General features: G+C 40.3%; 27 protein-coding genes. All 27 read left to right on the forward strand.

Annotated elements, in window-relative coordinates; all coding sequences use genetic code 11:
* A partial coding sequence (locus BM390_RS12780; protein ID WP_143103188.1) for an ISL3 family transposase occupies nt 1-727 on the forward strand: 727 nt, incomplete at its 5' end.
* A gap of 190 nt (nt 728-917) precedes the next feature.
* A complete protein-coding gene (locus tag BM390_RS12785) occupies nt 918-1,373 on the forward strand; it encodes a Fic family protein (RefSeq protein ID WP_089855265.1) in 456 nt (151 codons plus the stop codon).
* Between the two features lie 141 nt (nt 1,374-1,514).
* On the forward strand, nt 1,515-2,027 hold the full coding sequence (locus tag BM390_RS12790; protein ID WP_062320352.1) for a manganese efflux pump MntP: 513 nt from the start codon (nt 1,515-1,517) through the stop codon (nt 2,025-2,027).
* An 88-nt stretch (nt 2,028-2,115) separates the two neighbouring features.
* A complete protein-coding gene (locus tag BM390_RS12795) occupies nt 2,116-2,577 on the forward strand; it encodes a low molecular weight protein arginine phosphatase (RefSeq protein ID WP_062320354.1) in 462 nt (153 codons plus the stop codon).
* A gap of 122 nt (nt 2,578-2,699) precedes the next feature.
* Nucleotides 2,700-3,140 carry a ribose 5-phosphate isomerase B gene (gene rpiB, locus BM390_RS12800; RefSeq protein ID WP_062320356.1) on the forward strand — a complete coding sequence of 147 codons (441 nt, stop codon included), beginning with the start codon at nt 2,700-2,702 and terminating at the stop codon, nt 3,138-3,140.
* Nucleotides 3,140-3,694 (forward strand): TIGR01440 family protein, encoded by a 555-nt coding sequence (locus BM390_RS12805; RefSeq protein WP_082394412.1) that lies wholly within the window; start codon nt 3,140-3,142, stop codon nt 3,692-3,694. The genes rpiB and BM390_RS12805 overlap by 1 nt, the downstream gene beginning before the upstream one ends.
* Nucleotides 3,695-3,754: 60 nt before the next feature.
* Nucleotides 3,755-4,990, forward strand: a complete 1,236-nt coding sequence (gene glyA, locus BM390_RS12810) for a serine hydroxymethyltransferase (protein WP_089855268.1) — start codon at nt 3,755-3,757, stop codon at nt 4,988-4,990.
* 159 nt (nt 4,991-5,149) lie between these two features.
* A complete protein-coding gene (locus tag BM390_RS12815; protein ID WP_062320360.1) occupies nt 5,150-5,392 on the forward strand; it encodes a type II toxin-antitoxin system Phd/YefM family antitoxin in 243 nt (80 codons plus the stop codon).
* 330 nt (nt 5,393-5,722) lie between these two features.
* Nucleotides 5,723-6,352 carry a uracil phosphoribosyltransferase gene (gene upp, locus BM390_RS12820; protein WP_089855272.1) on the forward strand — a complete coding sequence of 210 codons (630 nt, stop codon included), beginning with the start codon at nt 5,723-5,725 and terminating at the stop codon, nt 6,350-6,352.
* Between the two features lie 230 nt (nt 6,353-6,582).
* Nucleotides 6,583-7,731 (forward strand): non-hydrolyzing UDP-N-acetylglucosamine 2-epimerase, encoded by a 1,149-nt coding sequence (gene wecB, locus BM390_RS12825; protein WP_089855275.1) that lies wholly within the window; start codon nt 6,583-6,585, stop codon nt 7,729-7,731.
* 438 nt (nt 7,732-8,169) lie between these two features.
* Nucleotides 8,170-8,544: an ATP synthase subunit I gene (locus BM390_RS12830; RefSeq protein WP_143103190.1), complete on the forward strand. Its 375-nt coding sequence runs from the start codon at nt 8,170-8,172 to the stop codon at nt 8,542-8,544.
* Nucleotides 8,545-8,548: 4 nt separating this feature from the next.
* The gene (atpB, locus tag BM390_RS12835; protein WP_089855278.1) at nt 8,549-9,262 is read left to right on the forward strand and encodes a F0F1 ATP synthase subunit A; all 714 of its coding nucleotides are present in this window, start codon (nt 8,549-8,551) and stop codon (nt 9,260-9,262) included.
* Between the two features lie 159 nt (nt 9,263-9,421).
* Nucleotides 9,422-9,628, forward strand: a complete 207-nt coding sequence (gene atpE, locus BM390_RS12840; protein ID WP_062320364.1) for a F0F1 ATP synthase subunit C — start codon at nt 9,422-9,424, stop codon at nt 9,626-9,628.
* Between the two features lie 50 nt (nt 9,629-9,678).
* Nucleotides 9,679-10,209 (forward strand): F0F1 ATP synthase subunit B, encoded by a 531-nt coding sequence (gene atpF, locus BM390_RS12845; RefSeq protein ID WP_062320366.1) that lies wholly within the window; start codon nt 9,679-9,681, stop codon nt 10,207-10,209.
* The gene (locus tag BM390_RS12850; RefSeq protein ID WP_062320368.1) at nt 10,206-10,751 is read left to right on the forward strand and encodes a F0F1 ATP synthase subunit delta; all 546 of its coding nucleotides are present in this window, start codon (nt 10,206-10,208) and stop codon (nt 10,749-10,751) included. The genes atpF and BM390_RS12850 overlap by 4 nt, the downstream gene beginning before the upstream one ends.
* Before the next feature lie 15 nt (nt 10,752-10,766).
* Complete coding sequence (atpA, locus tag BM390_RS12855; RefSeq protein WP_062320371.1) at nt 10,767-12,275, forward strand: F0F1 ATP synthase subunit alpha; 1,509 nt, start codon at nt 10,767-10,769, stop codon at nt 12,273-12,275.
* Nucleotides 12,276-12,287: 12 nt separating this feature from the next.
* The gene (gene atpG / locus BM390_RS12860) at nt 12,288-13,166 is read left to right on the forward strand and encodes an ATP synthase F1 subunit gamma (protein ID WP_062320373.1); all 879 of its coding nucleotides are present in this window, start codon (nt 12,288-12,290) and stop codon (nt 13,164-13,166) included.
* A 31-nt stretch (nt 13,167-13,197) separates the two neighbouring features.
* Entirely contained in the window at nt 13,198-14,604 is a 1,407-nt protein-coding gene (gene atpD, locus BM390_RS12865; RefSeq protein WP_062320376.1) for a F0F1 ATP synthase subunit beta, read from the forward strand.
* A 12-nt stretch (nt 14,605-14,616) separates the two neighbouring features.
* Nucleotides 14,617-15,027: a F0F1 ATP synthase subunit epsilon gene (locus tag BM390_RS12870; RefSeq protein ID WP_062320378.1), complete on the forward strand. Its 411-nt coding sequence runs from the start codon at nt 14,617-14,619 to the stop codon at nt 15,025-15,027.
* A gap of 216 nt (nt 15,028-15,243) precedes the next feature.
* Complete coding sequence (locus BM390_RS12875; RefSeq protein WP_089855281.1) at nt 15,244-15,477, forward strand: DUF1146 family protein; 234 nt, start codon at nt 15,244-15,246, stop codon at nt 15,475-15,477.
* 125 nt (nt 15,478-15,602) lie between these two features.
* On the forward strand, nt 15,603-16,241 hold the full coding sequence (locus BM390_RS12880; RefSeq protein WP_177220727.1) for a YwmB family TATA-box binding protein: 639 nt from the start codon (nt 15,603-15,605) through the stop codon (nt 16,239-16,241).
* A 38-nt stretch (nt 16,242-16,279) separates the two neighbouring features.
* On the forward strand, nt 16,280-17,569 hold the full coding sequence (gene murA / locus BM390_RS12885) for a UDP-N-acetylglucosamine 1-carboxyvinyltransferase (protein ID WP_089855286.1): 1,290 nt from the start codon (nt 16,280-16,282) through the stop codon (nt 17,567-17,569).
* Nucleotides 17,570-17,811: 242 nt separating this feature from the next.
* Nucleotides 17,812-19,251 carry an O-antigen ligase family protein gene (locus BM390_RS12890; RefSeq protein ID WP_089855289.1) on the forward strand — a complete coding sequence of 480 codons (1,440 nt, stop codon included), beginning with the start codon at nt 17,812-17,814 and terminating at the stop codon, nt 19,249-19,251.
* Between the two features lie 169 nt (nt 19,252-19,420).
* Nucleotides 19,421-20,404 carry a stage II sporulation protein D gene (gene spoIID / locus BM390_RS12895; RefSeq protein WP_089855292.1) on the forward strand — a complete coding sequence of 328 codons (984 nt, stop codon included), beginning with the start codon at nt 19,421-19,423 and terminating at the stop codon, nt 20,402-20,404.
* 92 nt (nt 20,405-20,496) lie between these two features.
* Entirely contained in the window at nt 20,497-21,312 is an 816-nt protein-coding gene (locus BM390_RS12900) for a M23 family metallopeptidase (RefSeq protein ID WP_177220728.1), read from the forward strand.
* A 406-nt stretch (nt 21,313-21,718) separates the two neighbouring features.
* Nucleotides 21,719-22,714, forward strand: coding sequence for a rod shape-determining protein (locus BM390_RS12905; protein WP_089855299.1), 996 nt, complete (start codon nt 21,719-21,721; stop codon nt 22,712-22,714).
* A 29-nt stretch (nt 22,715-22,743) separates the two neighbouring features.
* Nucleotides 22,744-23,580 (forward strand): flagellar hook-basal body protein, encoded by an 837-nt coding sequence (locus BM390_RS12910; protein WP_089855302.1) that lies wholly within the window; start codon nt 22,744-22,746, stop codon nt 23,578-23,580.
* The last annotated feature ends 6 nt before the right edge of the window (nt 23,581-23,586 follow it).

The raw sequence follows: 23,586 nt of genomic DNA on the forward strand, positions 1-23,586 counted from the left end.
GGACGCTGATGGTGAGAAATTTCAGACGGTGATTGTTGATGCCGATAATCGCAAGGTTATTGATGTTTTGCCTGATCGAAAGAAAGAGACCATTATCTCCTATTTACGATCCTGCGATACAGGACAAGTGAGAGCCGTCGTTATGGACTTGTCACGTGGGTTTAAAGAGGCTGTACGAGAGGTATTAGGCAATCCGATTATTATCGCTGATCGCTTTCATTACATGAGACAAGTGTACAACGCTTTTGATGAAGTACGTAGAGAAGTTCAGAATGAACTCTCAGATGAGGAACGCAAACACATGAAACGCAGTAAAGAAATGTTGTGGAAATCTAGTAAGAAAATAACCTCAGAAACCAAAGAAAAAGTAGATAAAATGTTAAGTATCTCATCAAAATTAAAACATGCTTATGAATTAAAAGATGAATTGGATGATTGGTTCAAAAACAGTGATCTGCATACTGCTAAAGAAGGATTTGAGAAATGTATAGAAAAGCTAGAAAATTCGCCTTATGAAAGCTTTAATAGGGTCGCTCGTACTTTCGAACGGTGGCGCCTTGAGATTCTCAATTCGTTTAGCCATCTTTATAATAATGGCGTAACTGAAGGAATCAACAATATGATTAAAGTGATTAAACGTCATTCCTTCGGAATCAAAGACTTTCAAAGATTTCGCAAGAAAATCTTATGGTACCAAGAGGTCAAAGAGATGACTGAGACACTCTAGCCATTGCGAAGCAACGTGTCCTTTACTTCAAGACTTCTTCTTAGTGAGAGTAAGTTGGGTTCGGGGTCCCGACTTAATCGAACTTAGAAGAAAACGACCATGATAAGCTTAGGCGCGGATGGTGCCTCAAAGGCATTAAAATAACCATCCGGCACAAGAAAACTCATCATGGTCGTTATTGAAGTCAAGGATGGCGGATACTACCTCGACAATAATTGATCAAATGAGTGGTGTTTTAGGTACCACCACATTTGACAGAGAACCGGAATTAGATAATGGAGTCAATGCGAAGCACCTCAATGACAAATTTTATTTTGAGGGTGATCAACGTGTGAGTTTAAGGGATAAAATTTTTAGGGAAGCAATTTCAAATTTACTGATTCATAGAGAATTTTCAAATCCATTTCCAGTAACCAACCAAGATACCAACCAAGATATCAACCAAGATAATAACGAAATTAACAAACTATTGGAATTCTGCAAGACCCCTAGAACGAGGGGAGAAATGCAACAGTTTATGAGTCTTAATAATAGAGGCTATTTTAGAACGAAAATACTTAACCCTTTAATTAAAGGAGGACTTCTTAAAATGACGCTTCCTGATAAGCCGACAAGTAGAAATCAGCAATATTACTCTGACAGGTAATGGGATAACTCCTCACAATAGGGTAAGCCTTTTTTTGCTTCGTATAAGCTAGCTTGTGGCAAATATCTGTTTTTAGTGTTGTTTAATAATTGAGCCAAGCATAGACTAAACCATCCAAGATACAAGGGGTGGTTTTTGTCTATGCATTTTTTGTTGGATTTATTGTTAGCGATTGCGGTCTCTGTTGACTGTTTGACCATTGCGTTTACGTTATCAACGTTATCTAGGAAACGAAAGCAGCTATTTATGTTGTTAGTGAGCGGGTGTCATTTTCTATTTCCTTATGTAGGGTTACTTGTTATAGGTATGTACCCTGAGAGACTCTTTCAATTCATTGATGTGATGAGTGGGACAATCTTTTTTAGTCTCGGCTTATATAATCTGTTTAACGGTTTTAGTGACGAGGAACCAACCTTTGTGGCGCGCTCCGTGATTCTGTTAGCGTTGATGGTCAGTCTTGATAGTTTATTTATTGGGCTTGTCGTATATGAGCGGACCTTGCGACTTGCTTTATTGTTTAGTGTGATGAGTTTAGGCTTTTGTATGATTGGTTTTTACATAGGAAAGCAAGTCGAAAAAATCATGGGACCGTTTTTTCATGTGTTACGTGGCATGATTTTTATTGGCTTTGGTACGGTAGTCCTCTTCTTCTAATCTGTTCACCTCTTTATACTTAGCGGGAACAAGGATATGTGTGATAAAATGGTGGTAGAATTTTATTCAAAGAAAGGACTAGAGAGCAGTGAATGTCTTATTTGTTTGTACCGGAAATACATGTCGTTCACCGATGGCAGAAGCTATTTTACTTGATCATCTAAAGCGATCAAATCAACTTGAACGTGTTTCAGTAAAGTCCGCTGGACTTTATACAACGGATGGCATTAAAACATCCGCAGGCACACGTTTTGCACTGGAGGCACATCAGATTGATTTTGATGGTGAATCCACCCAAATGACCGAGAGTTTAATTGATTGGGCTGATATCATTTTAACAATGACAGAAAGTCATCGAAGGGCACTTATTTCATTAAACCCAGAAAGGCGTGAACGTGTTTACGCGTTAAAGGATTACGTATATAAGGACTTGAGTGACTATGACAAGAATATTCGTGATCCATTTGGGCAAGATGAGAACACGTACTTAGAAACTTTTGATGAAATTGAAGCGGCAATCAAGCGGTTTATAGAAAAAATTAACTTGTAAACCGAACGAAAAAAGAATTTTCTAAAAAAACGTCCGTAATACTTCACATTTAATAAAAATGAGTTACAATATGAAGTAAGCAAAAAACTAGAAAGACAATAATCGATGGGAGTGTGTAATCAATGAAAGTTGTTTTAGCATCAGATCACGGTGGTTCTGAACTAGCGAAAGAGATTGAAACCTATTTAGGTGAACTCGGTATCGAAGTGAATAATATCGGTTGTGACTCAAAAGAGTCATGTGATTATTCTGACTACGGTATTCCAGCGGCTGAGAAAGTTGCTGCGGGAGAATATGACCGCGGGATTGTGATTTGCGGGACTGGGATCGGTATGTCGATTGCGGCGAATAAAGTAAAAGGCATTCGTTGCGCCTTAACACATGATGTGTATACTGCACGTGTGACGCGTGAACATAACGATTCCAATGTGTTAGCCATGGGCGCACGAGTTATTGGTGTCGATTTGGCGAAAGAAATCGTTAAAACGTGGATTGGTGGAGAATTTGAAGGTGGACGTCATGAGCGCCGCATCAATAAACTGCGCGATTATGAGATGAAATAATGATACAAGCGATTGATCAAGCGGTCTTAAAGACGATGATGGATCAGTTTGTTGATGAGTGGATTCGGTTAGGTGTGCTAAAAGAAGGACATGTCTTTGTCGTTGGTACATCAACGAGTGAAGTGCTTGGTGAAAAAATCGGCACACTTGGTAGTATGGATGTGGCTGAAGTGATTTTTAATGCTTTACAGCGACTAAAAGACGCGACAGGTGTCCGACTTGCTTTTCAATGTTGCGAACATTTAAATCGCGCCTTAGTTATTGAAAAAGAGACACAAGTAACTTTAAATAAGCGACCAGTAACCGTTGTCCCACATCAACATGCGGGAGGATCGATGGCGACATATAGCTATCATCACTTACGTGAGGCGGTCGTTGTTGAAACAATTGAAGCGGACGCAGGGATGGATATTGGTGAGACGATGATTGGGATGCATCTCTTACCAGTGGCGGTACCGCTTAGATTTAATACAAAGTTTTTAGGTCAAGCACGTCTAGCTGGTGCCTATAGCCGTCCGAAACTGATTGGCGGGGTACGAGCAAAGTATGAATAAGTCGACTTCTTAGTCTTTCTTATAAAAAACATAACCAATACTTTAGGGGGAACGATGTGGATGAAACATGTACAAGCGAATGATGTAGAATTATTTGAAGCGATTGAATTAGAGCGTGGTCGTCAAAATGATAAGATTGAGTTGATTGCCTCAGAAAACTTTGTCACTGAAACAGTGATGGAAGCACAAGGGTCTGTCTTAACAAATAAATATGCCGAAGGTTATCCAGAGAAGCGCTACTACGGTGGTTGTGAGTTTGTGGATATCGCTGAAAACTTAGCACGTGACCGGGCAAAAGCAATCTTTGGGGCAGAACATGCGAATGTTCAACCACACTCAGGAGCACAGGCGAATATGGCGGTGTACCATGCGTTCTTAGAACCAGGTGATACGGTCCTTGGCATGAATCTGTCTCATGGTGGTCACTTAACACACGGTAGCCCAGTTAACTTTAGTGGTAAGCTTTATAACTTCGAAGAGTACGGGGTAGATAAAGAAACAGAGACGCTTGATTACGAGGTTGTGCGTGAAAAAGCGTTAGCGGTCAAGCCGAAATTAATCGTCGCTGGTGCAAGTGCGTATCCACGTGAGATTGACTTTAGTAAGTTCCGTGAAATTGCTGATGAAGTAGGGGCGTACTTAATGGTTGATATGGCGCATATTGCGGGTCTTGTCGCAGTAGGCGAACATCCAGATCCTGTACCTTACAGTGACTTTGTCACCACAACGACACATAAAACATTGCGTGGTCCACGTGGTGGGATGATTCTCACAAAAGAAAAGTATGCGAAACAAATTGATAAAGCGGTCTTTCCTGGTATTCAAGGTGGCCCACTGATGCATGTGATTGCCGCAAAAGCAGCCGCGTTTAAAGAAGCCCTTGATCCATCATTTAAAGACTATGCGAAACAAATTAAAACAAACGCGAAAGCTTTCGCTGATTCACTGACAGCTGAAGGTGTCCGTCTCGTTTCAGGTGGGACAGATAATCACTTACTGTTACTTGATGTGAAAAGCTTAGGCTTAACCGGTAAAGTCGCAGAAGAAGCCTTAGATGATATTGGTATTACAACCAACAAAAATACGATTCCATTTGATACAGAGTCACCATTTGTGACAAGCGGTGTCCGTGTAGGAACGGCCGCTGTTACGACACGTGGCTTTAAAGAAGATGAACTCAAAGAAGTTGGTCAAATCATTGCGCTTGTACTAAAAGATGTTGAAAATGAAGCAGTGAAAGCAGAAGCACGTAAACGTGTGAAAGCTCTTACTGATCGTTTCCCACTATATAAATAATTCAGAAGGCACGTCTCTACATGGGACGTGCCTTTTGATATGCTTTTAATTCGATCGGTGATTTTATGTTAGAGGGTGGTATGCAACGTTCACTTATAAAATTCAGGCTGAATTAATCCTAATTAATAGGTATAATAGAAATAGAAAGGGGTGAGTTTTATGAGAATCAATGTAGAGAATTTAGTTTCTATTTCAGAAGCTAATCAAAATTTTTCGAAAGTAGCAAGAATGGTAGATGAAAAAGGTACAGCGATCATCCTTAAAAACAATAAGCCTCGCTATATATTAATGGAATATAATCAATTAGACGAAGATGAAAAAATTGGAGATCAAGAGATCAACGAAGTAGCTGAGAATTTAATCTCAAAGCATATGAAAGCCTTTAAGGAATTAGCCAAATGAAGCGATCAATGATTCAGAAAGGATCTATTTGTACATTGCCAAAAGTCTACTATCTAAAGAATTGGTGAGTGGACAATATAAACGTATCACGCAAAATATATTGAAATTAGCGACTATACCGGAAAGGTACCGGTTAATTAAATTAGAACCAGAGCATTCGAGAGAGCTTCAGATATTTATAAAAGACTGAGTAAATGGGAATGAATACAGTGAAGTGACATGAACTTACCTGACAAATTCCAAGGAATTTCATTTTTTACTTGAAAGCACGTGTCGTTACATGTAAACTCTTATTAGTTATGCACAAAATACAATAAGGGAGCGGATAAGATGGGTAATGTATATGTATTAGATCATCCACTAATTCAACACAAATTGACGTATATTAGAAAAACAGAAACAGGCACAAAAGAGTTTCGAGAACTCGTTGATGAAGTTGCTGGACTGATGGCGTATGAGATCACACGTGATTTACCACTAGAACCGGTAGAAATTGACACGCCTGTCACAAAGACAACGTCATATGTTATTGCTGGTAAGAAGATCGGGATTGTGCCTATCTTACGCGCAGGCTTAGGGATGGTAGAAGGTGTTCTTCGTCACGTACCAACCGCAAAAGTTGGCCACGTTGGATTGTATCGTGACCCTGAAACATTGAAACCACATGAATACTACTTTAAAATGCCAAATGATATTAATGAACGTGAAATGATTGTTGTTGACCCGATGTTAGCAACAGGCGGTAGTGCGAATGACGCGATTAGCTCACTGAAAAAACGCGGCGCAAAAAACATTAAATTAATGTGTTTAATCGCAGCACCTGAAGGTGTGGAAGCGGTAAAAGAATTACACCCAGATATTGATATTTATCTTGCGGCACTTGATGAAAAACTAAACGAAAAAGGTTACATCGTCCCAGGTCTTGGTGATGCTGGTGACCGTTTGTACGGTACAAAATAAGACAATGATGACTAGAAAGAATAACGCTTCTATCTTTATAGAGGGGTTATTCTTTTTTTGTATTTTCAGACATGTACTACTGATTGTATATCAATTAAATTAAGTGTTGTAGGTATCGATGAGAAAGCTAAATGTATCACAATTGAAATAGGAAAAGACATCAAAATATGTTAAAGTAGTGAGAGAGTTTACAAAATAACTGATAAAAATATTAAATGGAGTGTGTTCTTATGAGTAAAAAAATTAAAGTGATGCCGGTGTTCGGTACACGACCAGAAGCCATTAAAATGGCCCCACTTGTGTTGGAACTACAAAAACGATCTGATGTATTTGATACAATCATCACTGTGACAGCGCAACACCGTGAGATGCTAGACCAAGTGTTAGAGATTTTTGGTATTACCCCAACGTATGATCTCAATATTATGAAGCAAAACCAAACGCTCGCAGAAGTAACAACCCGCGCGCTTGTGGGACTTGACGAAGTCATTAAAGAAGCAAAGCCAGATATCGTCTTAGCCCATGGTGATACAACGACAACTTTTGCAGCATCACTTGCGGCTTATTATAACCAAGTCGCGGTTGGACACGTTGAAGCCGGTCTTCGTACATGGAATAAATATTCACCGTATCCAGAAGAGATGAATCGTCAACTAACAGGTGTGATGGCAGATTTACACTTTGCACCGACAACGCAGTCAAGAGATAATTTACTTACAGAAAGTAAGAAAGACGATTATATCTATGTGACTGGTAATACCGCGATTGATGCGTTAAAGACAACGGTTAATGCTGATTACACACATCCGATGTTAGAGAAAATCGGGGATAAACGTCTTGTCTTAATGACGGCGCATCGTCGTGAGAATTTAGGCGAGAATATGGGACAAATGTTCCGTGCCATTCGCCGTTTAACTGATACGCATGACGATATTCATGTCGTTTATCCGGTTCACTTAAATCCAAAGGTACAAGAAAAAGCCAATGACATTCTAGGTGACCATGACCGGATTGATTTAATCAAGCCACTTGATGTTGTTGATTTTCATAACTTTGCGGCACGCGCAACTTTAATCCTTACGGATTCAGGTGGGGTACAAGAAGAAGCCCCGTCACTCGGTGTACCTGTCCTTGTACTTCGAGACACAACCGAACGTCCAGAAGGTGTGAAGAGTGGGACGTTAAAATTGACCGGTACGGATGAAGGCACTATCTATAATGAAGCACATCTGTTACTGAGTGATAACCAAGCTTATGAAAAGATGGCCAAAGCCTCTAATCCATATGGTGATGGTTTTGCTAGTGCTCGAATTTGTGAGGCGATTCAGTCTTACTTTGACCCAAGTAAACAAAAACCAGCTTCGTTTGAAGTAAAGTAACGGTAAAAAGTTTATTAGTATAAAACAGTCATTTCCCGACGAAATGTTAGGGGTGTGACTGTTTTTTCTTGTTTTAAGTTCAGTCGAAACCCCCTAACTGGTTCCCTGAATGAAAGAGGTTACAATAAGGAAAGACTGACAAGGATCCTACTCGTTAATCAGCCGACTAAGTTTGTGAATGTAAAAATATTCTTGTAGTTTCAAACGTGCATTTTTCACAAACTTTAATATACATTAAACCCACGTAATTACTGAGGTTTAACGTGTTTTAAAGTGAGTAAACGCTTTATCTTAAGAAAAAATGAATGTAAACGCTTTTATACTAAAGAATTCGAGCAATAGGGATGCATTTTTTAAAATCGGTGCTATAATGTGAATAGTTGGCTTTTAACGATCAGATGAGAGGCAAGGTGAACCTGCGTGGAGACATATCATGACATGACCAAAAAACATCATCACATTTTTTTAGTCATACTTATCTCCATTTCGTTGGTGACACTGTTAACACAAGGACACCCTATCTTATTTGGTTTACTACTCGGTGGAGTAGTAAGTTACGTAAACTTATGCTTACTACAATGGAAAGTGACACGTCTTGTACGTGTAGTGACAACTGACAAACGTTTTGCGACGGCTGGGACAATTTTAAGAATTGGCGCAGCTTTACTTGTCGTTGCTTTAGTTGAAAACTACTTCACCCACATTCCGATACTTGCAGTGATTATAGGTTTAATGTTTAAGTACGTCGTTGTTCTTATTGCCGGCTTTTGGTCGCTTTTAGAAGCTGAGAAATTTATAGAGAAGGGGGAATAAACAGATGGATCATGGTGCACCTATTGTCGAGAATATCTTCGGGATTCCTTGGTTAAGTGTCAATTTATCAACCGTCTTAATGATGGTGATTTCTTGTACCGTCACCTTTTTTGTTGCGTTCTTTTTAACGCGCAATTTAAAGATGAAACCAACCGGAAAACAAAACTTCATCGAATTTATCGTCGATTTCGTTAAAGGTATTATTAATGATTCTATGGACTGGCGGACAGGTAAAAAGTTTTTACCACTGGCGCTTACGCTCATCACATTTATCTTTATTAGTAACATTTTAGGGATTATTGTGACCGGGATATTTAATGGTAATGTGTGGTGGAAATCGCCAACGGCTGATGCAGGCGTGACGTTAACACTTGCGGCTTTTATTATCATTTTAACGAATTATTACGGCATCAAAATGCGTGGCACGAAAAAGTATGCGAAAGGCTTTATCAGCCCTGTATCATTTATGTTGCCATTTAAAATTATCGAAGAGTTCACGAATACGATGACACTCGGTTTCCGTTTGTATGGGAATATTTTCGCGGGCGAAGTGCTGCTATCACTGCTTGCGAGTATGGCGTCCGTGACACTTGTTGGGGCGATTATACCAATGATTCTGTGGCAAGGCTTTAGTTTATTTGTCGGTGCCATTCAGGCCTTTATCTTTACGACATTATCGATGGTATATATGTCACATAAAGTGATCGATGATCACTAATCTTACAGAATGATTGTGATCGTTACTTACGGTTCGTGCGAACCGTGTGATTGATACACATAGTGAGAGACTTAAAAGTGACTGTCATAAGTTAGAGACATAATGAAATAATAAATAGGTAAAAAACAAAATTCAAACAAATCCTAGGAGGAAACACACATGAACGCAATCGCTGCTGCAATCGCTGTAGGTCTTGCTGCTTTAGGCGCAAGTTTCGCTAACAGTATTATCGTAAAAAGTACACTAGAAGGAATTTCTCGTCAACCAGAATTACGTGGGCCACTACAAACAATCATGCTCATTGGTATCGCACTAGTTGAGGCGATTCCTATTTTAGCTGTCGTTGTCGCCTTTATGATTCTTTAATTGATGAACACCTAATAATAAAGGTAGAGAAAGAGAGGAGTGCATAAGGCATGCTTACAACGAATATGTTAACCCTCGGTTCACAAACGGTCGGTGGGTTTCAACCGTTAGATACGATTGTTGTTTTAGTCAGTTTTGCTATTTTAATGGTGCTACTGAAGAAGTTTGCTTGGGGACCACTGATTAAAGTCATGGAAGAACGAGAAAACTTTGTTGCGACTGAAATTGAGACAGCCCAAGAAAAAAATCGTCAAGCGCAAATGGCGGTTAAAGAAGCAGATGAGAAATTAACTGATGCACGTCAAGAAGCTAAACATATTGTCGTTAACGCTAAGCAACGCGCGACGAAACTTGAAGAGTCGATTGTTCAAGAGGCAAAAGATCGCGCCAAACAATTGCGCATTGATGCAGAGGACGAAATTGAACAAGAAAAACGCGAATCATTCCAAGAGATGCAAGAAACGGTCGCAGAAATTGCGTTCCAAATTGCGATGGATATTATTCAAAAAGAAATGAGTCAAGAAGATCAAAAACGCTTAATTAAAGAACGTCTCGATACTTTAGGAGACGATCTTCTATGAAAAATTCACGTAATGCAAGACGCTATGCTGAAGCATTATATGATGTGGCAAAAGAACACGGGCATGAAGAACAAATCGAACGTGAATTACTCACGGTGCGTCAAGTCTTCAGTGCCCCGTCTGAATTAGTCGATTTTCTGCAAGATCCGAAACAATGGATGAACCGGGCCCGTATTATTAAGTCAACGTTTACGACCTTCTCCAGTGAACTGGTGAAACTCATACTCATCATGGTCGAAGACCATGCCGAACAGGATGTGCCGGGTATGGTTGATCATTATACGTACTTGATTAATGAAAAACGCGGGATAGGCGTAGGAAAAGTCTATTCAGTCACCCATTTAACGCCACACCAATTAGAAGATATTGAAGCGCATTTTGCTAAACAATTTGGTTATAACCGTTTAGCCTTACAAAATGAAATAGATGAAAGTGTCATTGGCGGATTTAAAGTTGTGATTAATAACCGTGTCTATGACGCGTCGCTAAAAGCAAAATTAGAAGAAGTCAAACGGAAATTTGTTCCGTTGTACAAACGATGATAGGGGTGACATGAGATGGAAATCAGAGCGGAAGAAATCAGTGCCCTGATCAAGAAACAAATCCAATACTATCAAAAAGACACAGAGATTAAAGATATTGGGACCGTTATTGAAACAGGTGACGGGATTGCACAAATTTACGGACTAAATAACGTGCTCTCAGGAGAGCTCGTTGAATTTGAAAACGGCACAATGGGGCTTGTTCAGAGTTTAGAAGAAGACCGTGTTGGTGTTGTTATTCTCGGGTCGCATCTATCGATTCGTGAAGGGGATGAAGTGACCCGTACAGGACGGATCATGGAAGTGCCTGTAGGTAAATCTCTTGTTGGCCGCGTGGTGAATCCACTAGGACAACCGATTGATGGTAAGGGTGAGATTAAAACGAGAAAGACACGCCCAATTGAACGCGAGGCACCTGGTGTGATGGCACGTAAATCGATTCACGAGCCTCTTCAAACCGGACTTAAAGCGATTGATGCGCTCGTACCAATTGGCCGAGGACAACGTGAGTTAATCATTGGTGACCGTCAAACTGGTAAAACAACCGTCGCAGTTGATACAATCCTCAATCAAAAAGACCAAAACATGTATTGTATTTATGTAGCGATTGGACAGAAAGATTCTACCGTTCGTGCGACAGTTGAAACGTTCCGTCGTCACGGAGCGCTCGATTATACGATTGTCGTGAATGCTGGGGCCAGTGCGCCTGCACCACTTCAATACCTTGCACCTTATGCGGGTGTTGCCATGGGTGAGGAATTTATGTATAACGGCGAACATGCGCTTGTTGTCTATGATGACTTATCAAAACAAGCAGCAGCTTACCGAGAACTGTCGCTTCTTTTAAAACGCCCACCAGGTCGTGAAGCGTTCCCAGGAGATGTGTTCTATTTACACTCACGTTTACTTGAACGTGCCGCAAAGTTAAATGATGATTTAGGTGGCGGGTCGATGACGGCGTTACCGTTTGTTGAAACACAAGCAGGTGATATTTCAGCTTATATCCCAACCAACGTTATTTCTATTACTGATGGACAAATCTTCTTACAATCTGATTTGTTCTTTAGTGGGGTGAGACCAGCGATTAATCCTGGTTTATCTGTATCACGTGTTGGTGGATCAGCCCAAACGAAAGCGATGAAAAAAGTAGCGGGGACACTGAGACTAGACCTCGCGAGTTACCGTGAGCTAGAATCTTTTGCCCAGTTTGGTTCAGACTTAGATAAAGCTACCTTACAAAAATTAAACCGTGGTAAACGCACGATTGAAGTATTAAAACAAGGCTTACACAAGCCAATTACAATGGAAAAACAAGTGATGATTATTTATGCGCTTATTCATGGGTATCTCGACGAGATACCAATCGAAGACATTCGCCGTTATGAAGGAGAATTTTACGATTATCTTGACGCGGCTTATCCGCAAGTCTTACGCGACATTCGTGAATCAGGCGAAATTACAGCGGAAGAAGATATGAAAGAAGCTATCACGACATTCCAACAACAATTTAGTCGATCATACTAAGGAGGCGTCTATATGGCTTTGTCATTACGAGGCATTCAAAAGAAAATCGAATCAACACAAAAGACGAAGCAAATCACCAGTGCGATGCATATGGTGGCTGCCTCTAAATTAGGTAAGTCAGAGACCTCGAATAGTGCATTCGTGCCTTATGCTGAAAAGATCGAAGAAATGGTCAGACACATTGTCTTAAGTTACGGGGAACATAGTCATCCGATTTTGATCCCTCGCCGAGTGAAAAAAATTGCCTATTTAGTGATGACCTCAGACAGAGGTCTCGCAGGGCCTTTTAATTCACAGGTGTTAAGAAAATTAGAGACTTTGATTAATGAACGTCACCGTCATAAGAGTGAGTATACGATTATTGCGATTGGTCGAATTGGAAAAGAATATTTCAAAAATCGTCATATGCCGGTGCTGCGCTCAGTGACGGGCTTACCCGATCATCCTTACTTTAGTGATTTAGAAGATTTAACGTATGATACGGTACAGTTTTTTATTGACGGTGAATTTGATCAATTAGAACTCGTCTATAATTATTTTTATTCAGCGATTAGTCAAGAAGTGGTGGTAAAGAAAATCTTACCGCTGATTACAGAAGCAGAAGTAGATGAGCTACGTCATGAAATGCACAGTCCATTCTTATTCGAACCGAATGAGGAGAAGATTTTAAAGACACTGTTACCGCAATATGCGGAAAGTTTAATATACGGTGCCTTTCTTGAAAGTAAAGCGAGTGAAAATGCGTCGCGAATGAACGCGATGCGAAATGCGACAGATAATGCCGACAATATGATTTCAGATTTACGCTTACAGTACAACCGTGCTCGTCAAGCGCAAATTACGCAAGAATTAGCAGAAATTGTAGGTGGCGCAAATGCCCAACAAGGCTAACTTGTTTGCCGGTTTAGGGAGGAAATAATCGATGAATAATGGACAAGTCGTACAAGTAATTGGACCGGTCATCGATGTCAAATTCGAAGACGGAGAATTACCTAAAACAAATGATGCGTTAATCGTTACAGCGCACCAGAACGACCAAGACGTAAAAGTAACATTAGAAGTGGCCTTACACTTAGGTGACCATAAAGTACGGACCATCGCCATGAACGCCACAGAAGGTATTCGTCGTGGTGATGAAGTAATTAATACGGGGAAACCTATCTCTGTTCCTGTAGGGGAAGAGACATTAGGCCGAATCTTTAATGTCTTAGGTGAAGCGATTGATGGCGGTGAAGCTGTTGGTGACGAAGTGCAACGCGATGCGATTCACCGTCCATCACCTGAGTTTAGAAAACTATCAACGGAAACAGAAATATTAGAAACAGGAATCAAAGTCGTTGACTTACTTGCCCCTTATATTAAAGGGGGTAAGATTGGTCTCTTCGGTGGTGCCGGTGTTGGTAAAACTGTGCTCATCCAAGAACTGATTCATAATATCGCTCAGGAGCACGGCGGTATTTCTGTGTTTGCCGGTGTCGGTGAACGAACGCGTGAAGGAAATGACTTATACTTTGAAATGAAAGATTCTGGCGTTATTACGAAAACAGCAATGGTGTTCGGACAAATGAACGAACCACCAGGTGCCCGAATGCGGGTAGCCCTTACGGGCTTGACAATGGCGGAATATTTCCGTGACATCAAACGCCAAGACGTGTTGTTATTTATTGACAACATCTTCCGTTTTACTCAAGCAGGGTCTGAAGTATCTGCGCTCTTAGGTCGGATGCCATCAGCCGTAGGTTACCAACCAACACTTGCGACGGAAATGGGTCGCCTGCAAGAGCGGATCACCTCAACAACGCAAGGCTCGGTCACATCGATCCAAGCGATTTATGTACCAGCCGATGACTATACCGATCCAGCACCTGCAACAACGTTTACGCACTTAGATGCGACAACAAGCTTAGATCGTAAACTGTCAGAACAAGGGATTTACCCAGCGGTAGACCCATTAAGTTCAAGTTCACGCGCACTCGATGTTGAAGTGGTTGGTAAAGAACACTATGACACGGCACGTGAAGTCCAACAAACCTTACAACGTTACCGTGAACTACAAGACATTATTGCGATTCTCGGTATGGATGAATTAAGTGATCAAGATAAACAAATCGTCCAACGTGCCCGTCGAGTACAGTTCTTCTTATCGCAAAACTTCCACGTGGCTGAACAGTTCACAGGACAAGCCGGTTCATACGTCCCTGTCAGTGAAACGATTCGTGGCTTTAAAGAAATTTTAGAAGGTAAATACGATGATTTACCAGAAGAAGCGTTCCGTCTTGTCGGGACAATTGATGAAGCCGTCGAAAAAGCTATGCGTCTGTCAGAGTAGGAGGCCGTTATTATGGACAAACAGTTGACAGTAGAAGTCGTCACACCAGATGGTCAAATCGTCAATGATGTATTTGATATGGTCGTCGTCCAAGCAGAACAAGGAGAGATTGGGATATTGCCGAATCACACAGCGATGATCTCCCCAGTGGTTATTAGCACAGCCCGATTAAAGAAAGACGGGGAATCGATGAAAGTGGCAATCGGTGGTGGATTTATTGAAGTCGATGATAATCATGTCACCATTCTCGTCCAGTCTGCCGAAACACCGAAGAAGATCGATGTCGAACGTGCACGTAAAGCGAAAGAACGTGCATTACGCCGGATTAAACAACGCCGCGATGACGTCGACTTTAGACGCGCGGAACTGGCGCTTAAGCGGGCGATTAACCGGTTAGAGTTAGTCGGTGAAGACCAAAAGTAACGTGATGAGTGATAAGCAAAAAAGTAGAGGTAATAAGAAAATAGTTATTATATCAGTTTGTTAAGTAAACAAACAATGAAAAGACTTTAACTCAAGCACCGACTTGTGTTAAAGTCTTTTTACGTATAGTGTTTCATTAAAAGTCCAACAGGCAGATTAAAATCAATTGAAATACATCAGCTATTTCCCGGGAAATTGTCGAAAGAAGGTGAAAGAATGTTCGTAGATTTAGGTGTACAAGCGGCCATCAGCATTATCTCGCACAGTGTCTTTATTATTATTACGTGGCGTGCCCTGCAATCGATTCGATTCGATGTGCTGTTTAAAAAGCATAAAGTGTTTGAAGCGCGATTATTTATGGTGATCTTAACGATTGTGATTGCGAGTGTGCTCAGTCATTTCTTTTTAGACCTACTCAATTGGTCGCAACAACTACTTTATTTATTCTAACAAATGATTAAAACCATCGCCTTTTAGTTATACTCTCTAATAACTAGAAAGGGCGGTGGTTTTTTGTGCGATTCGTATGTCTTTTGACGTGTTTCTTATATGTTTTGGTTTTAAAAGTTGATGTGGTGGGAAGTGATTATTATCCGTTGGAAATCATATCTGGTGATTTAGACGAAAATAGTCAGATAGAATACGTAGAAACCATCGTCGTGGAGTCAGTAAATAAAAAATATACAGTGCTGCATCAACAACTCATCAACTTAGGATTTACTGAAACAAGCGACTCTAAAAGTCATCAATCAATAAAAGAGTTAACGAGAGTAAGTGACCTTGGAGAGGAATCATTTCGACTGTATTTGAATAATAAACGAACAGATAAGTCTACTCGTTTGAAGCTACAATATCACGTCACGCTAAAAGACCTAGAGAAAAAAGAGATTGTAAGCTATTACAAACGACTCAATTCGTTCATTGCGACTATTTACACAGATGATAGAAACATTTATAGTTGTGGTAGTGTCATTTTTCATGATATGATAGAGAGCAATGAGTTTTTAACGAAGATTATTAAAACATTAGATGTAAAAACAATGGATCAACAAACAGATCAAGATTTACATATGATGACCGGATATACAAAACAACTGACACAATATTATCTAGAGAACACAAAGAAGAAAAACCTTCAATTAGCCAGTCGGGTAAGGAGTGACGGGTCTGTCTACGTTTCAATTGGCACACCTATCCTAACGATTGAATACTAATAGTATATAGTGTTTTCTATAGAATGGAGCGAATAACTATGGAAAAAATAATGATTAACGGTGGTGAAACACTATCGGGGACGGTACGTGTAGAAGGAGCTAAAAATGCGGTGTTACCGATTATTGCCGCAACGATTTTAGGTCAAACAAAGGCTTCTGTTTTAACGAATGTACCTGCTTTAGCTGATGTATATACAATGAATGAGGTACTAACGAACATCGGTGCCGAAGTGGAAATGACACATGACGAGCTAGTCATTGATGCCTCAGGTGATTTAACAACGGAAGCGCCGTTTGAATTTGTCACTAAGATGCGTGCCTCTGTCTTAGTGTTAGGTCCGTTACTTGCGCGTTATGGCCATGCGTATGTGGCGATGCCGGGTGGCTGTGCGATTGGTTCGCGTCCGATTGATTTACATTTAAAAGGTTTTGAAGCGATGGGTGCGACAGTTGAAGTCGGTCATGGCTTTGTGGAAGTCCAAAGTGCGGGACGCTTGAAGGGTGCGAATATTTATCTCGATATGGCTAGTGTTGGCGCAACGGAAAATATTATGATGGCGGCGAGTCTCGCAGACGGAACCACCATCATTGAAAATGCGGCTAAAGAGCCTGAAATTGTCGACTTAGCTGACTTTATTAATGGCATGGGTGGACGTGTCTTTGGTGCAGGTACTTCTACGATTACGATTGAAGGTGTGGAAGAACTGACAGGAACGGATCACACGATTATCCCAGACCGAATTGAAGCAGGGACCTTTATGGTGGCAGGCGCTTTAACCGGTGGAGAAGTGACGGTACTCGGTGCACGTTCACGAGATTTACGTGCGGTTATTTTGAAATTAGCTGATATGGGTGTTGTCGTTGAAGAAGTGGAAGGCGGATTGAAGGTTCATCCGACGGATGAACTGGTGGCAGTCGATATTAAGACATTACCACACCCAGGCTTCCCAACGGATATGCAGTCACAAATGATGGCTTTGATGTTGAAAGCAAAAGGCACTAGTATGGTAACTGAAACAGTCTTTGAGAATCGCTTTATGCACATCGATGAATTCCGCCGGATGAATGCGAAGATGAAAATTGAAGGTAGAAGTGTCGTAATTGATGGCGAGACAAATATGCAAGGGGCGGAAGTAAAAGCGACTGATTTACGCGCAGGTGCGGCACTTGTATTAGCTGGACTTATCGCTGAAGGACAGACAACCGTGACGAACTTGTATCATATTGATCGGGGTTATGTTGACTTCGTTGGTAAACTTCAAGCACTTGGTGCCAATATTGAACGTGTGAAAGAAGAAAAAGTACAAGCTGTTGAAGTGAGTCTTTAATCAAAGGTATGATTATATAAAATAAGTCATGTTAAAAGACGTTGTTTATGTAGGTGTTATAACTGCATCAGCAACGTCTTCTTTTGTGTGGATAATTAATAATAGACTGAATAACCGCCCACCTATTTAAAAGCTAAGGAAAATTCGGTATAGTAAATGATAGATAATAGAGCGGTAATGATCAGTCATTGACGCGTTATAGCTACATAGACAATTGTTAGAGGTTTAAAGGGAGTGAGTTCATGCGAGGGATTTATTTTGTCCTGTTAACCGCTGTGTTATTTGGTGGATTAGTTCATCAAGGCTTATATTTTGATGAAGCTTTTTATCCGTATCATATCATCATGCATTTATTATTTATCATTTTGTTGGTTCGGATCTGGTTGTATAAAGAAAATGTCTTCAAGCCTTATCTCATCTTTATGCTGATACCGATTGTTTACGCGCTGCCACTTCTCTTTGGTCCAGCATCTGTTTACTTAACAATCCAAGGGGTATTGCGTGCAAGTACGACGGTCGCTTTCTTCATCATGGCGATCTATGTCTTTCATAAAGACTCACCTTACCATCGTTTTGTGCCGTTTATCGTGCATGGTATCGGTCTTATATTAAGTCTACATATGTTGTTGTTTGACCTTGGGATACTAACCGAAGGTCATTACATCATGATGGGGCGCTATGCCGGTTTAGTTGAATATGCGAATACCTTTGGTGTGCTTTTGGCTGCATTGTTCTTTTATGGTCTCATTCAGTCAGAACAAACACAAAATAAATGGTTAACGTACCTTCATCTATCAGTGCTACCGATGTATCTATTTATGGTGTTAAAATCACAGTCACGTGGTGTACTATTATTCTCAAGTGTCGTCTTTATCATTATGATGAGTCTATCCAAAACAAAACAACAACTGAAGCTTTTACTTGTCAGTAGTCTAGCTCTTGCTTTGGCTTTAATACTGTACGTGGCGATAGAAGAGATTAATGTCGTTATGATGATGGTTCTCTTCCTTTCTTTCAGTGCATTATATAGCTGGCTCAGTTACTTGTGGCTAGAGAAATTACCTAAAGATATACCGCTCAATCGCTGGGTCATACCTTTCGGTATGGTTCTCTTGATTAGTGTGAGCGTGATCAATATTCTAAAGAAAGGCATTCTTTATCGTGTCCTTCTTCAATGGTTTGAACTTGACATGAGTCAGTTAACGCAAACAAGCACTTTCACAGAACGGCTCGCCTTTTTATTTGATGGTTTGAAGATTTTTAAGGACGCACCATTGATCGGGCAAGGCGCACGCACCTGGGCATTAACCTATCAAACAGTAAGAAGTTATGACTATCAATCACTAGAAGTACATAATGGCTACTTAGATATTTTACTAGAAACAGGCGTCATTGGCTTTAGTGTGATGATGTTGTTAGTGGGTCTAGTCATGAGACAAGTATATAAAGGTGAAGAGACCAATCTAACCTTCATTCCGATTGTGGTAATCATGTCTCATAGTGTGATGGACTTTAATCTGTCATTCGGTTTTGTCTGGTTCTTCTTAATTGTGATGCTTTCTAGTCAAATCAAGCCATCAATAGACTTAATACCAATAAAACGCTACAACTCGTCACGCTGGTTTGATGTGTTGTTGGTACTAACTTGTTTAGCAAGCCTTGCGGTTCTGATCTTTCTTTAAACAATGTTTATCCGTACCCAATAAGCTCATAGTATTTAACCGAAAAACCGACACATGGGATATTTGTATCTTATGTGCCGGTTTCTTTAAGTTGTTCTTCTTTGTTATATCAGAGGAGGTAATGGCATAGACTAGAGAAAATATCTCGATAAAAGGAGTCTATTAATCCATGTCCTACACAAAGATGCGGCAAACAAACACACTCACAAAAGTCATCTCAATCCTGTTATTGTATCTACCGATTTATTTGATTCCGGCCTTGTTACTATTGTTTATCACGACACCAGAAGCTGCTAGTGTCAGTCAAACGATGGAAGAACAAACAGATTACTCAGTAACGGTTGTGAGAGAGGATACCGAACATCAACTGGATTTAGAATCTTATGTCTTTGGTGTAGTCGCAGGTGAAATGCCCGCAAGTTTTCATCTAGAAGCATTAAAGGCCCAAGCTATTGCGGCCCGGACCTATATTATTCACCATTCAATTAAAGAGGATCCAAGTCTAACGACAGGTTATGTGACAGATACCGTCTTTGATCAAGTCTATAAATCTGATGAAGAATTAAAACAGTTATGGGAAGATAACTATGAGACATATAAAGCGAAGATTAAGGAAGCGGTATCCGCAACCGCTGATCAAATTCTCGTATTTGATGAAGAGCCCATCTTTCCTGCCTTCTTCTCGACGAGTAATGGCTACACCGAAAATGCTGAAGACTATTGGAGTAATTCGCTACCTTACCTCATTAGCGTTGAAAGTCCATGGGATAAGTCTTCGCCTAAATTCGCTGAAGATATAGCGTTAAATAAACAAGAGGTACTAGAAAAGTTAAAGTTAACCGATGATAGTTTATTGATGATTAAGCCTGTCTACAATGATAGTGGCAGATTAAAATGGATTGCCTTTGGCCAGTCCATCTTTACGGGTCGTGAATTAAGGGAGGCATTGAATCTTCCTTCGAGTGATATTACTGTAGAAGTGAAAGAAGACCAGGTAGTCTTTAAAACAGAGGGCTATGGGCACGGTGTCGGCATGAGTCAATACGGAGCAGACGGTATGGCCAAGTCTGGTTATACACATGTGGATATCTTGAAACATTATTATCAAGGTGTCAACTTATCCACATTGACTGATTTAAAACATACTAACTAAGCGTCAATATATTTAAAAATCTTTTTTAATACGTCTAACATAAGGTATAAAATTAATCTATCCTGTTCACACTAGTTGTTGAGGTGATGAACATGAAAGAAAAACAATCGTTCCGTGATTATTTAAAACAACTGACACGGAAAAAAGGCTTTTACCCTGCGTTATACGTATTTGTGATGATGACATTAGTAACAGGGGTGATTTGGCAATATAATATGAACAGCTTAGAAGATGCACTACCGGAGGTGACAGATGTTTTAACGGATCCATTAGATGGGCAGACGGGTAAAGATTATTTATCAGGAGATCAATCAGGAGATGACGAGGAACAAGATACGGTCAGCGTTGGTAAGAATGACATGATTCAAGTGGAAACCTTACGGTTTCCAGTCAGCGATGCCTTTGAAGTAGAACAAGTCACGCAATTTTATGACTACACGTTAAGTGAAGAAGATCAACTTGCGGCGCTTATTGAATATAACGATCAGTATTATCAGTCAACTGGTATTGATCTTGTAGCGACGAATGAGACGTCGATTCCTGTCGTGAGCGTCTTAAGTGGTGAAGTTTCGTCTGTTAAAGATGATCCATTACTCGGTGGAGTTGTTGAACTAACGCATGACAATAATATTAAATCTTATTACGCTGGTTTAACGGCTATTAGTGTTAAAGAAACAGATAGTGTCACTCAAGGAGATGTCCTTGGTAAGACTGGTACGAGTGATTTCAGGAAAATGCTAGGTAACCACGTCCATTTTGAACTGAGAGTAGATAAGGTCGCGATTAATCCTAATACTTATTTTGATCAACCGATTGTAAAAATCATTAGCGACCTACAAGTGACGGCGGATGAATCATTTGAACATTTGCCTGACACAGAGGAAAGCGACACAAGTACTGTTGAGTAATGTTGATTTAACTGTGAGCTAAACATTTAGGCTATTTCACGAATAAATGAAAGAATGGCTACGCAGTTAAAGAATAACTGGTTATTTCCTTCTGGTATTAAGAAAGATAAGTTGTAACCTAACCTTTATAATGATCGTCTTAAGTTAAGGCGGTCTTTATAAAGGTTTTTTACTGTGTAAAATAATTGTCACATCAAACCGTGAGAAGGCTGTTCTATGCTTGTCAAGCATGTAAATGAAAGTTGTCTTGATAGAAGGACAAAAAAACATCAAAACGATACGATAATTATCAAATTCCGGTAGGTATCGCCATCTATTTATGATATTATATATTATTAGAGACAACTCGAAATAACGTGAGATTTTATCATAAATAGAATGATCAAAATATAGGAGGATCACATACATGTTTTCAAGAGATATTGGTATTGACTTAGGAACGGCAAATGTACTTATTCACGTCAAAGGAAAAGGGATTGTGTTAGATGAGCCATCGGTTGTGGCGATGGACCGTAATACAGGTAAAGTATTAGAAGTTGGTGAGGCCGCTTGGAAGATGGTCGGGCGTACACCAGGCAATATAGAAGCGATTCGTCCACTAAAAGATGGCGTTATTGCCGACTTTGATGTGACAGAAGCGATGCTGAAGCACTTTATTAATAAAATTAATGTTAAAGGGATGTTTTCAAAGCCACGTATGCTGATCTGTTGCCCAACGAACATTACAAAAGTTGAACAAAAGGCGATCAAGGAAGCGGCTGAAAAGTCAGGTGGTAAGAAAGTCTACTTAGAAGAAGAACCAAAAGTGGCAGCGATAGGTGCTGGCATGGATATCTTCCAGCCGAGCGGTAACATGGTCGTTGATATCGGTGGTGGAACAACGGATGTCGCCGTCTTATCGATGGGAGACATCGTGACGTCTCAGTCGATTAAAATGGCTGGTGATAAGTTTGATAATGAAATCTTAAATTATGTAAAAAAAGAATATAAATTACTGATTGGTGAACGTACGTCAGAAGATATTAAGATTCAAGTCGCAACCGTATTCCCGGGTGCCCGAGATGAATCGATTGACATCCGTGGACGTGACATGATGAGTGGTCTGCCACGTACGATTACAATTAAATCAGATGAAATTGAAAAAGCGTTACGTGAATCTGTTTATGTCATTGTTCAAGCGGCTAAGAATGTATTAGAAAAAACGCCACCAGAACTTTCTGCAGATATTATTGACCGCGGGGTGATTTTAACCGGTGGTGGAGCACTGCTTCACGGTATGGATCAATTACTCGCAGAAGAGTTAAAAGTCCCTGTCTTCCTTGCGGAAGAACCAATGAGTTGTGTGGCTAAAGGGACAGGCATTATGCTTGAAAATATCGATAAAATTGCTCGCCATTCATAAAGACGAAGTAAAGAGAGGATGACTGTGACGTGCTAAGAGGATACTATACAGCTGCAAGTGGTATGATAACGCAACAACGCCGTCAAGACACATTATCTAATAATATCGCCAATGCTCAAACCCCAGGTTTTAAACAAGACCAAGCCATGACACGTTCGTTTCCAGAGTTACTCGTTAAACGGATGGGTGGCGAAGAGATAAAGACCCAAACGAATAAACATTTAAGCTTATCGAATCAAGTCGGTCCACTGACAACAGGCGTGTATGTGCATGAGACGTTAGCTGACCAAACACAAGGGACATTACAAGAAACGAATATGACAACCGATATGGCTCTAGTGAACGGAAATATACCTGACCAAGACGGCGCATTATTTTTTACCGTTCAAAATGCTGAAGGTGATGTGCGCTATACGCGAAACGGTAATTTTACGGTTGATGGGGAAGGCTACTTGACAACGAACCAAGGGTATTATGTGTTAGATGATGCTGGGAATCCAGTATTCACAAATGGAGAAAACTTTACCGTGACACCGGAAGGTGTCCTAACAACAAATACCGAACAGATTTCTCTGCAAATAAACTATACAGCGAATCATTATGATTTAATTAAAGATGATGAGAATCTCTTTACGCTCACAGACCAAGACGGTGAAGTACTTGGTGCGATGGAAAACGCGAGAGGTGCTCTAGGCGTGACGTTCTCTGTTAGTCAAGGATTCCTAGAATCATCCAATGTGGATACAAGTCAAACAATGGTTGATATGATGCAAGCGTACCGATTATTTGAATCAAATCAACAAGTGGTTAAAGCGTATGATAAAAGTATGGAAATAGCCGTTAATCAAATCGGTAGGTTAAACTAAAGGAGG

This window comes from Halolactibacillus miurensis (assembly GCF_900116255.1).
Taxonomy (GTDB): Bacteria; Bacillota; Bacilli; order Bacillales; family Amphibacillaceae; genus Halolactibacillus; species Halolactibacillus miurensis.

Bases quoted from the DNA above. Each gene is read 5' to 3' on its own strand.
- murA (WP_089855286.1), top strand. From the start codon at position 16,280: ATGGAAAAAATAATGATTAACGGTGGTGAAACACTATCGGGGACGGTA.
- atpE (WP_062320364.1), top strand. From the start codon at position 9,422: ATGAACGCAATCGCTGCTGCAATCGCTGTAGGTCTTGCTGCTTTAGGC.
- glyA (WP_089855268.1), top strand. From the start codon at position 3,755: ATGAAACATGTACAAGCGAATGATGTAGAATTATTTGAAGCGATTGAA.
- BM390_RS12850 (WP_062320368.1), top strand. From the start codon at position 10,206: ATGAAAAATTCACGTAATGCAAGACGCTATGCTGAAGCATTATATGAT.
- BM390_RS12890 (WP_089855289.1), top strand. From the start codon at position 17,812: ATGCGAGGGATTTATTTTGTCCTGTTAACCGCTGTGTTATTTGGTGGA.
- atpG (WP_062320373.1), top strand. From the start codon at position 12,288: ATGGCTTTGTCATTACGAGGCATTCAAAAGAAAATCGAATCAACACAA.
- atpB (WP_089855278.1), top strand. From the start codon at position 8,549: ATGGATCATGGTGCACCTATTGTCGAGAATATCTTCGGGATTCCTTGG.
- wecB (WP_089855275.1), top strand. From the start codon at position 6,583: ATGAGTAAAAAAATTAAAGTGATGCCGGTGTTCGGTACACGACCAGAA.
- BM390_RS12905 (WP_089855299.1), top strand. From the start codon at position 21,719: ATGTTTTCAAGAGATATTGGTATTGACTTAGGAACGGCAAATGTACTT.
- BM390_RS12875 (WP_089855281.1), top strand. From the start codon at position 15,244: ATGTTCGTAGATTTAGGTGTACAAGCGGCCATCAGCATTATCTCGCAC.
- BM390_RS12815 (WP_062320360.1), top strand. From the start codon at position 5,150: ATGAGAATCAATGTAGAGAATTTAGTTTCTATTTCAGAAGCTAATCAA.
- atpD (WP_062320376.1), top strand. From the start codon at position 13,198: ATGAATAATGGACAAGTCGTACAAGTAATTGGACCGGTCATCGATGTC.
- spoIID (WP_089855292.1), top strand. From the start codon at position 19,421: ATGTCCTACACAAAGATGCGGCAAACAAACACACTCACAAAAGTCATC.
- atpA (WP_062320371.1), top strand. From the start codon at position 10,767: ATGGAAATCAGAGCGGAAGAAATCAGTGCCCTGATCAAGAAACAAATC.
- rpiB (WP_062320356.1), top strand. From the start codon at position 2,700: ATGAAAGTTGTTTTAGCATCAGATCACGGTGGTTCTGAACTAGCGAAA.
- BM390_RS12805 (WP_082394412.1), top strand. From the start codon at position 3,140: ATGATACAAGCGATTGATCAAGCGGTCTTAAAGACGATGATGGATCAG.
- BM390_RS12870 (WP_062320378.1), top strand. From the start codon at position 14,617: ATGGACAAACAGTTGACAGTAGAAGTCGTCACACCAGATGGTCAAATC.
- upp (WP_089855272.1), top strand. From the start codon at position 5,723: ATGGGTAATGTATATGTATTAGATCATCCACTAATTCAACACAAATTG.
- atpF (WP_062320366.1), top strand. From the start codon at position 9,679: ATGCTTACAACGAATATGTTAACCCTCGGTTCACAAACGGTCGGTGGG.
- BM390_RS12900 (WP_177220728.1), top strand. From the start codon at position 20,497: ATGAAAGAAAAACAATCGTTCCGTGATTATTTAAAACAACTGACACGG.
- BM390_RS12830 (WP_143103190.1), top strand. From the start codon at position 8,170: ATGACCAAAAAACATCATCACATTTTTTTAGTCATACTTATCTCCATT.
- BM390_RS12785 (WP_089855265.1), top strand. From the start codon at position 918: ATGGCGGATACTACCTCGACAATAATTGATCAAATGAGTGGTGTTTTA.
- BM390_RS12790 (WP_062320352.1), top strand. From the start codon at position 1,515: ATGCATTTTTTGTTGGATTTATTGTTAGCGATTGCGGTCTCTGTTGAC.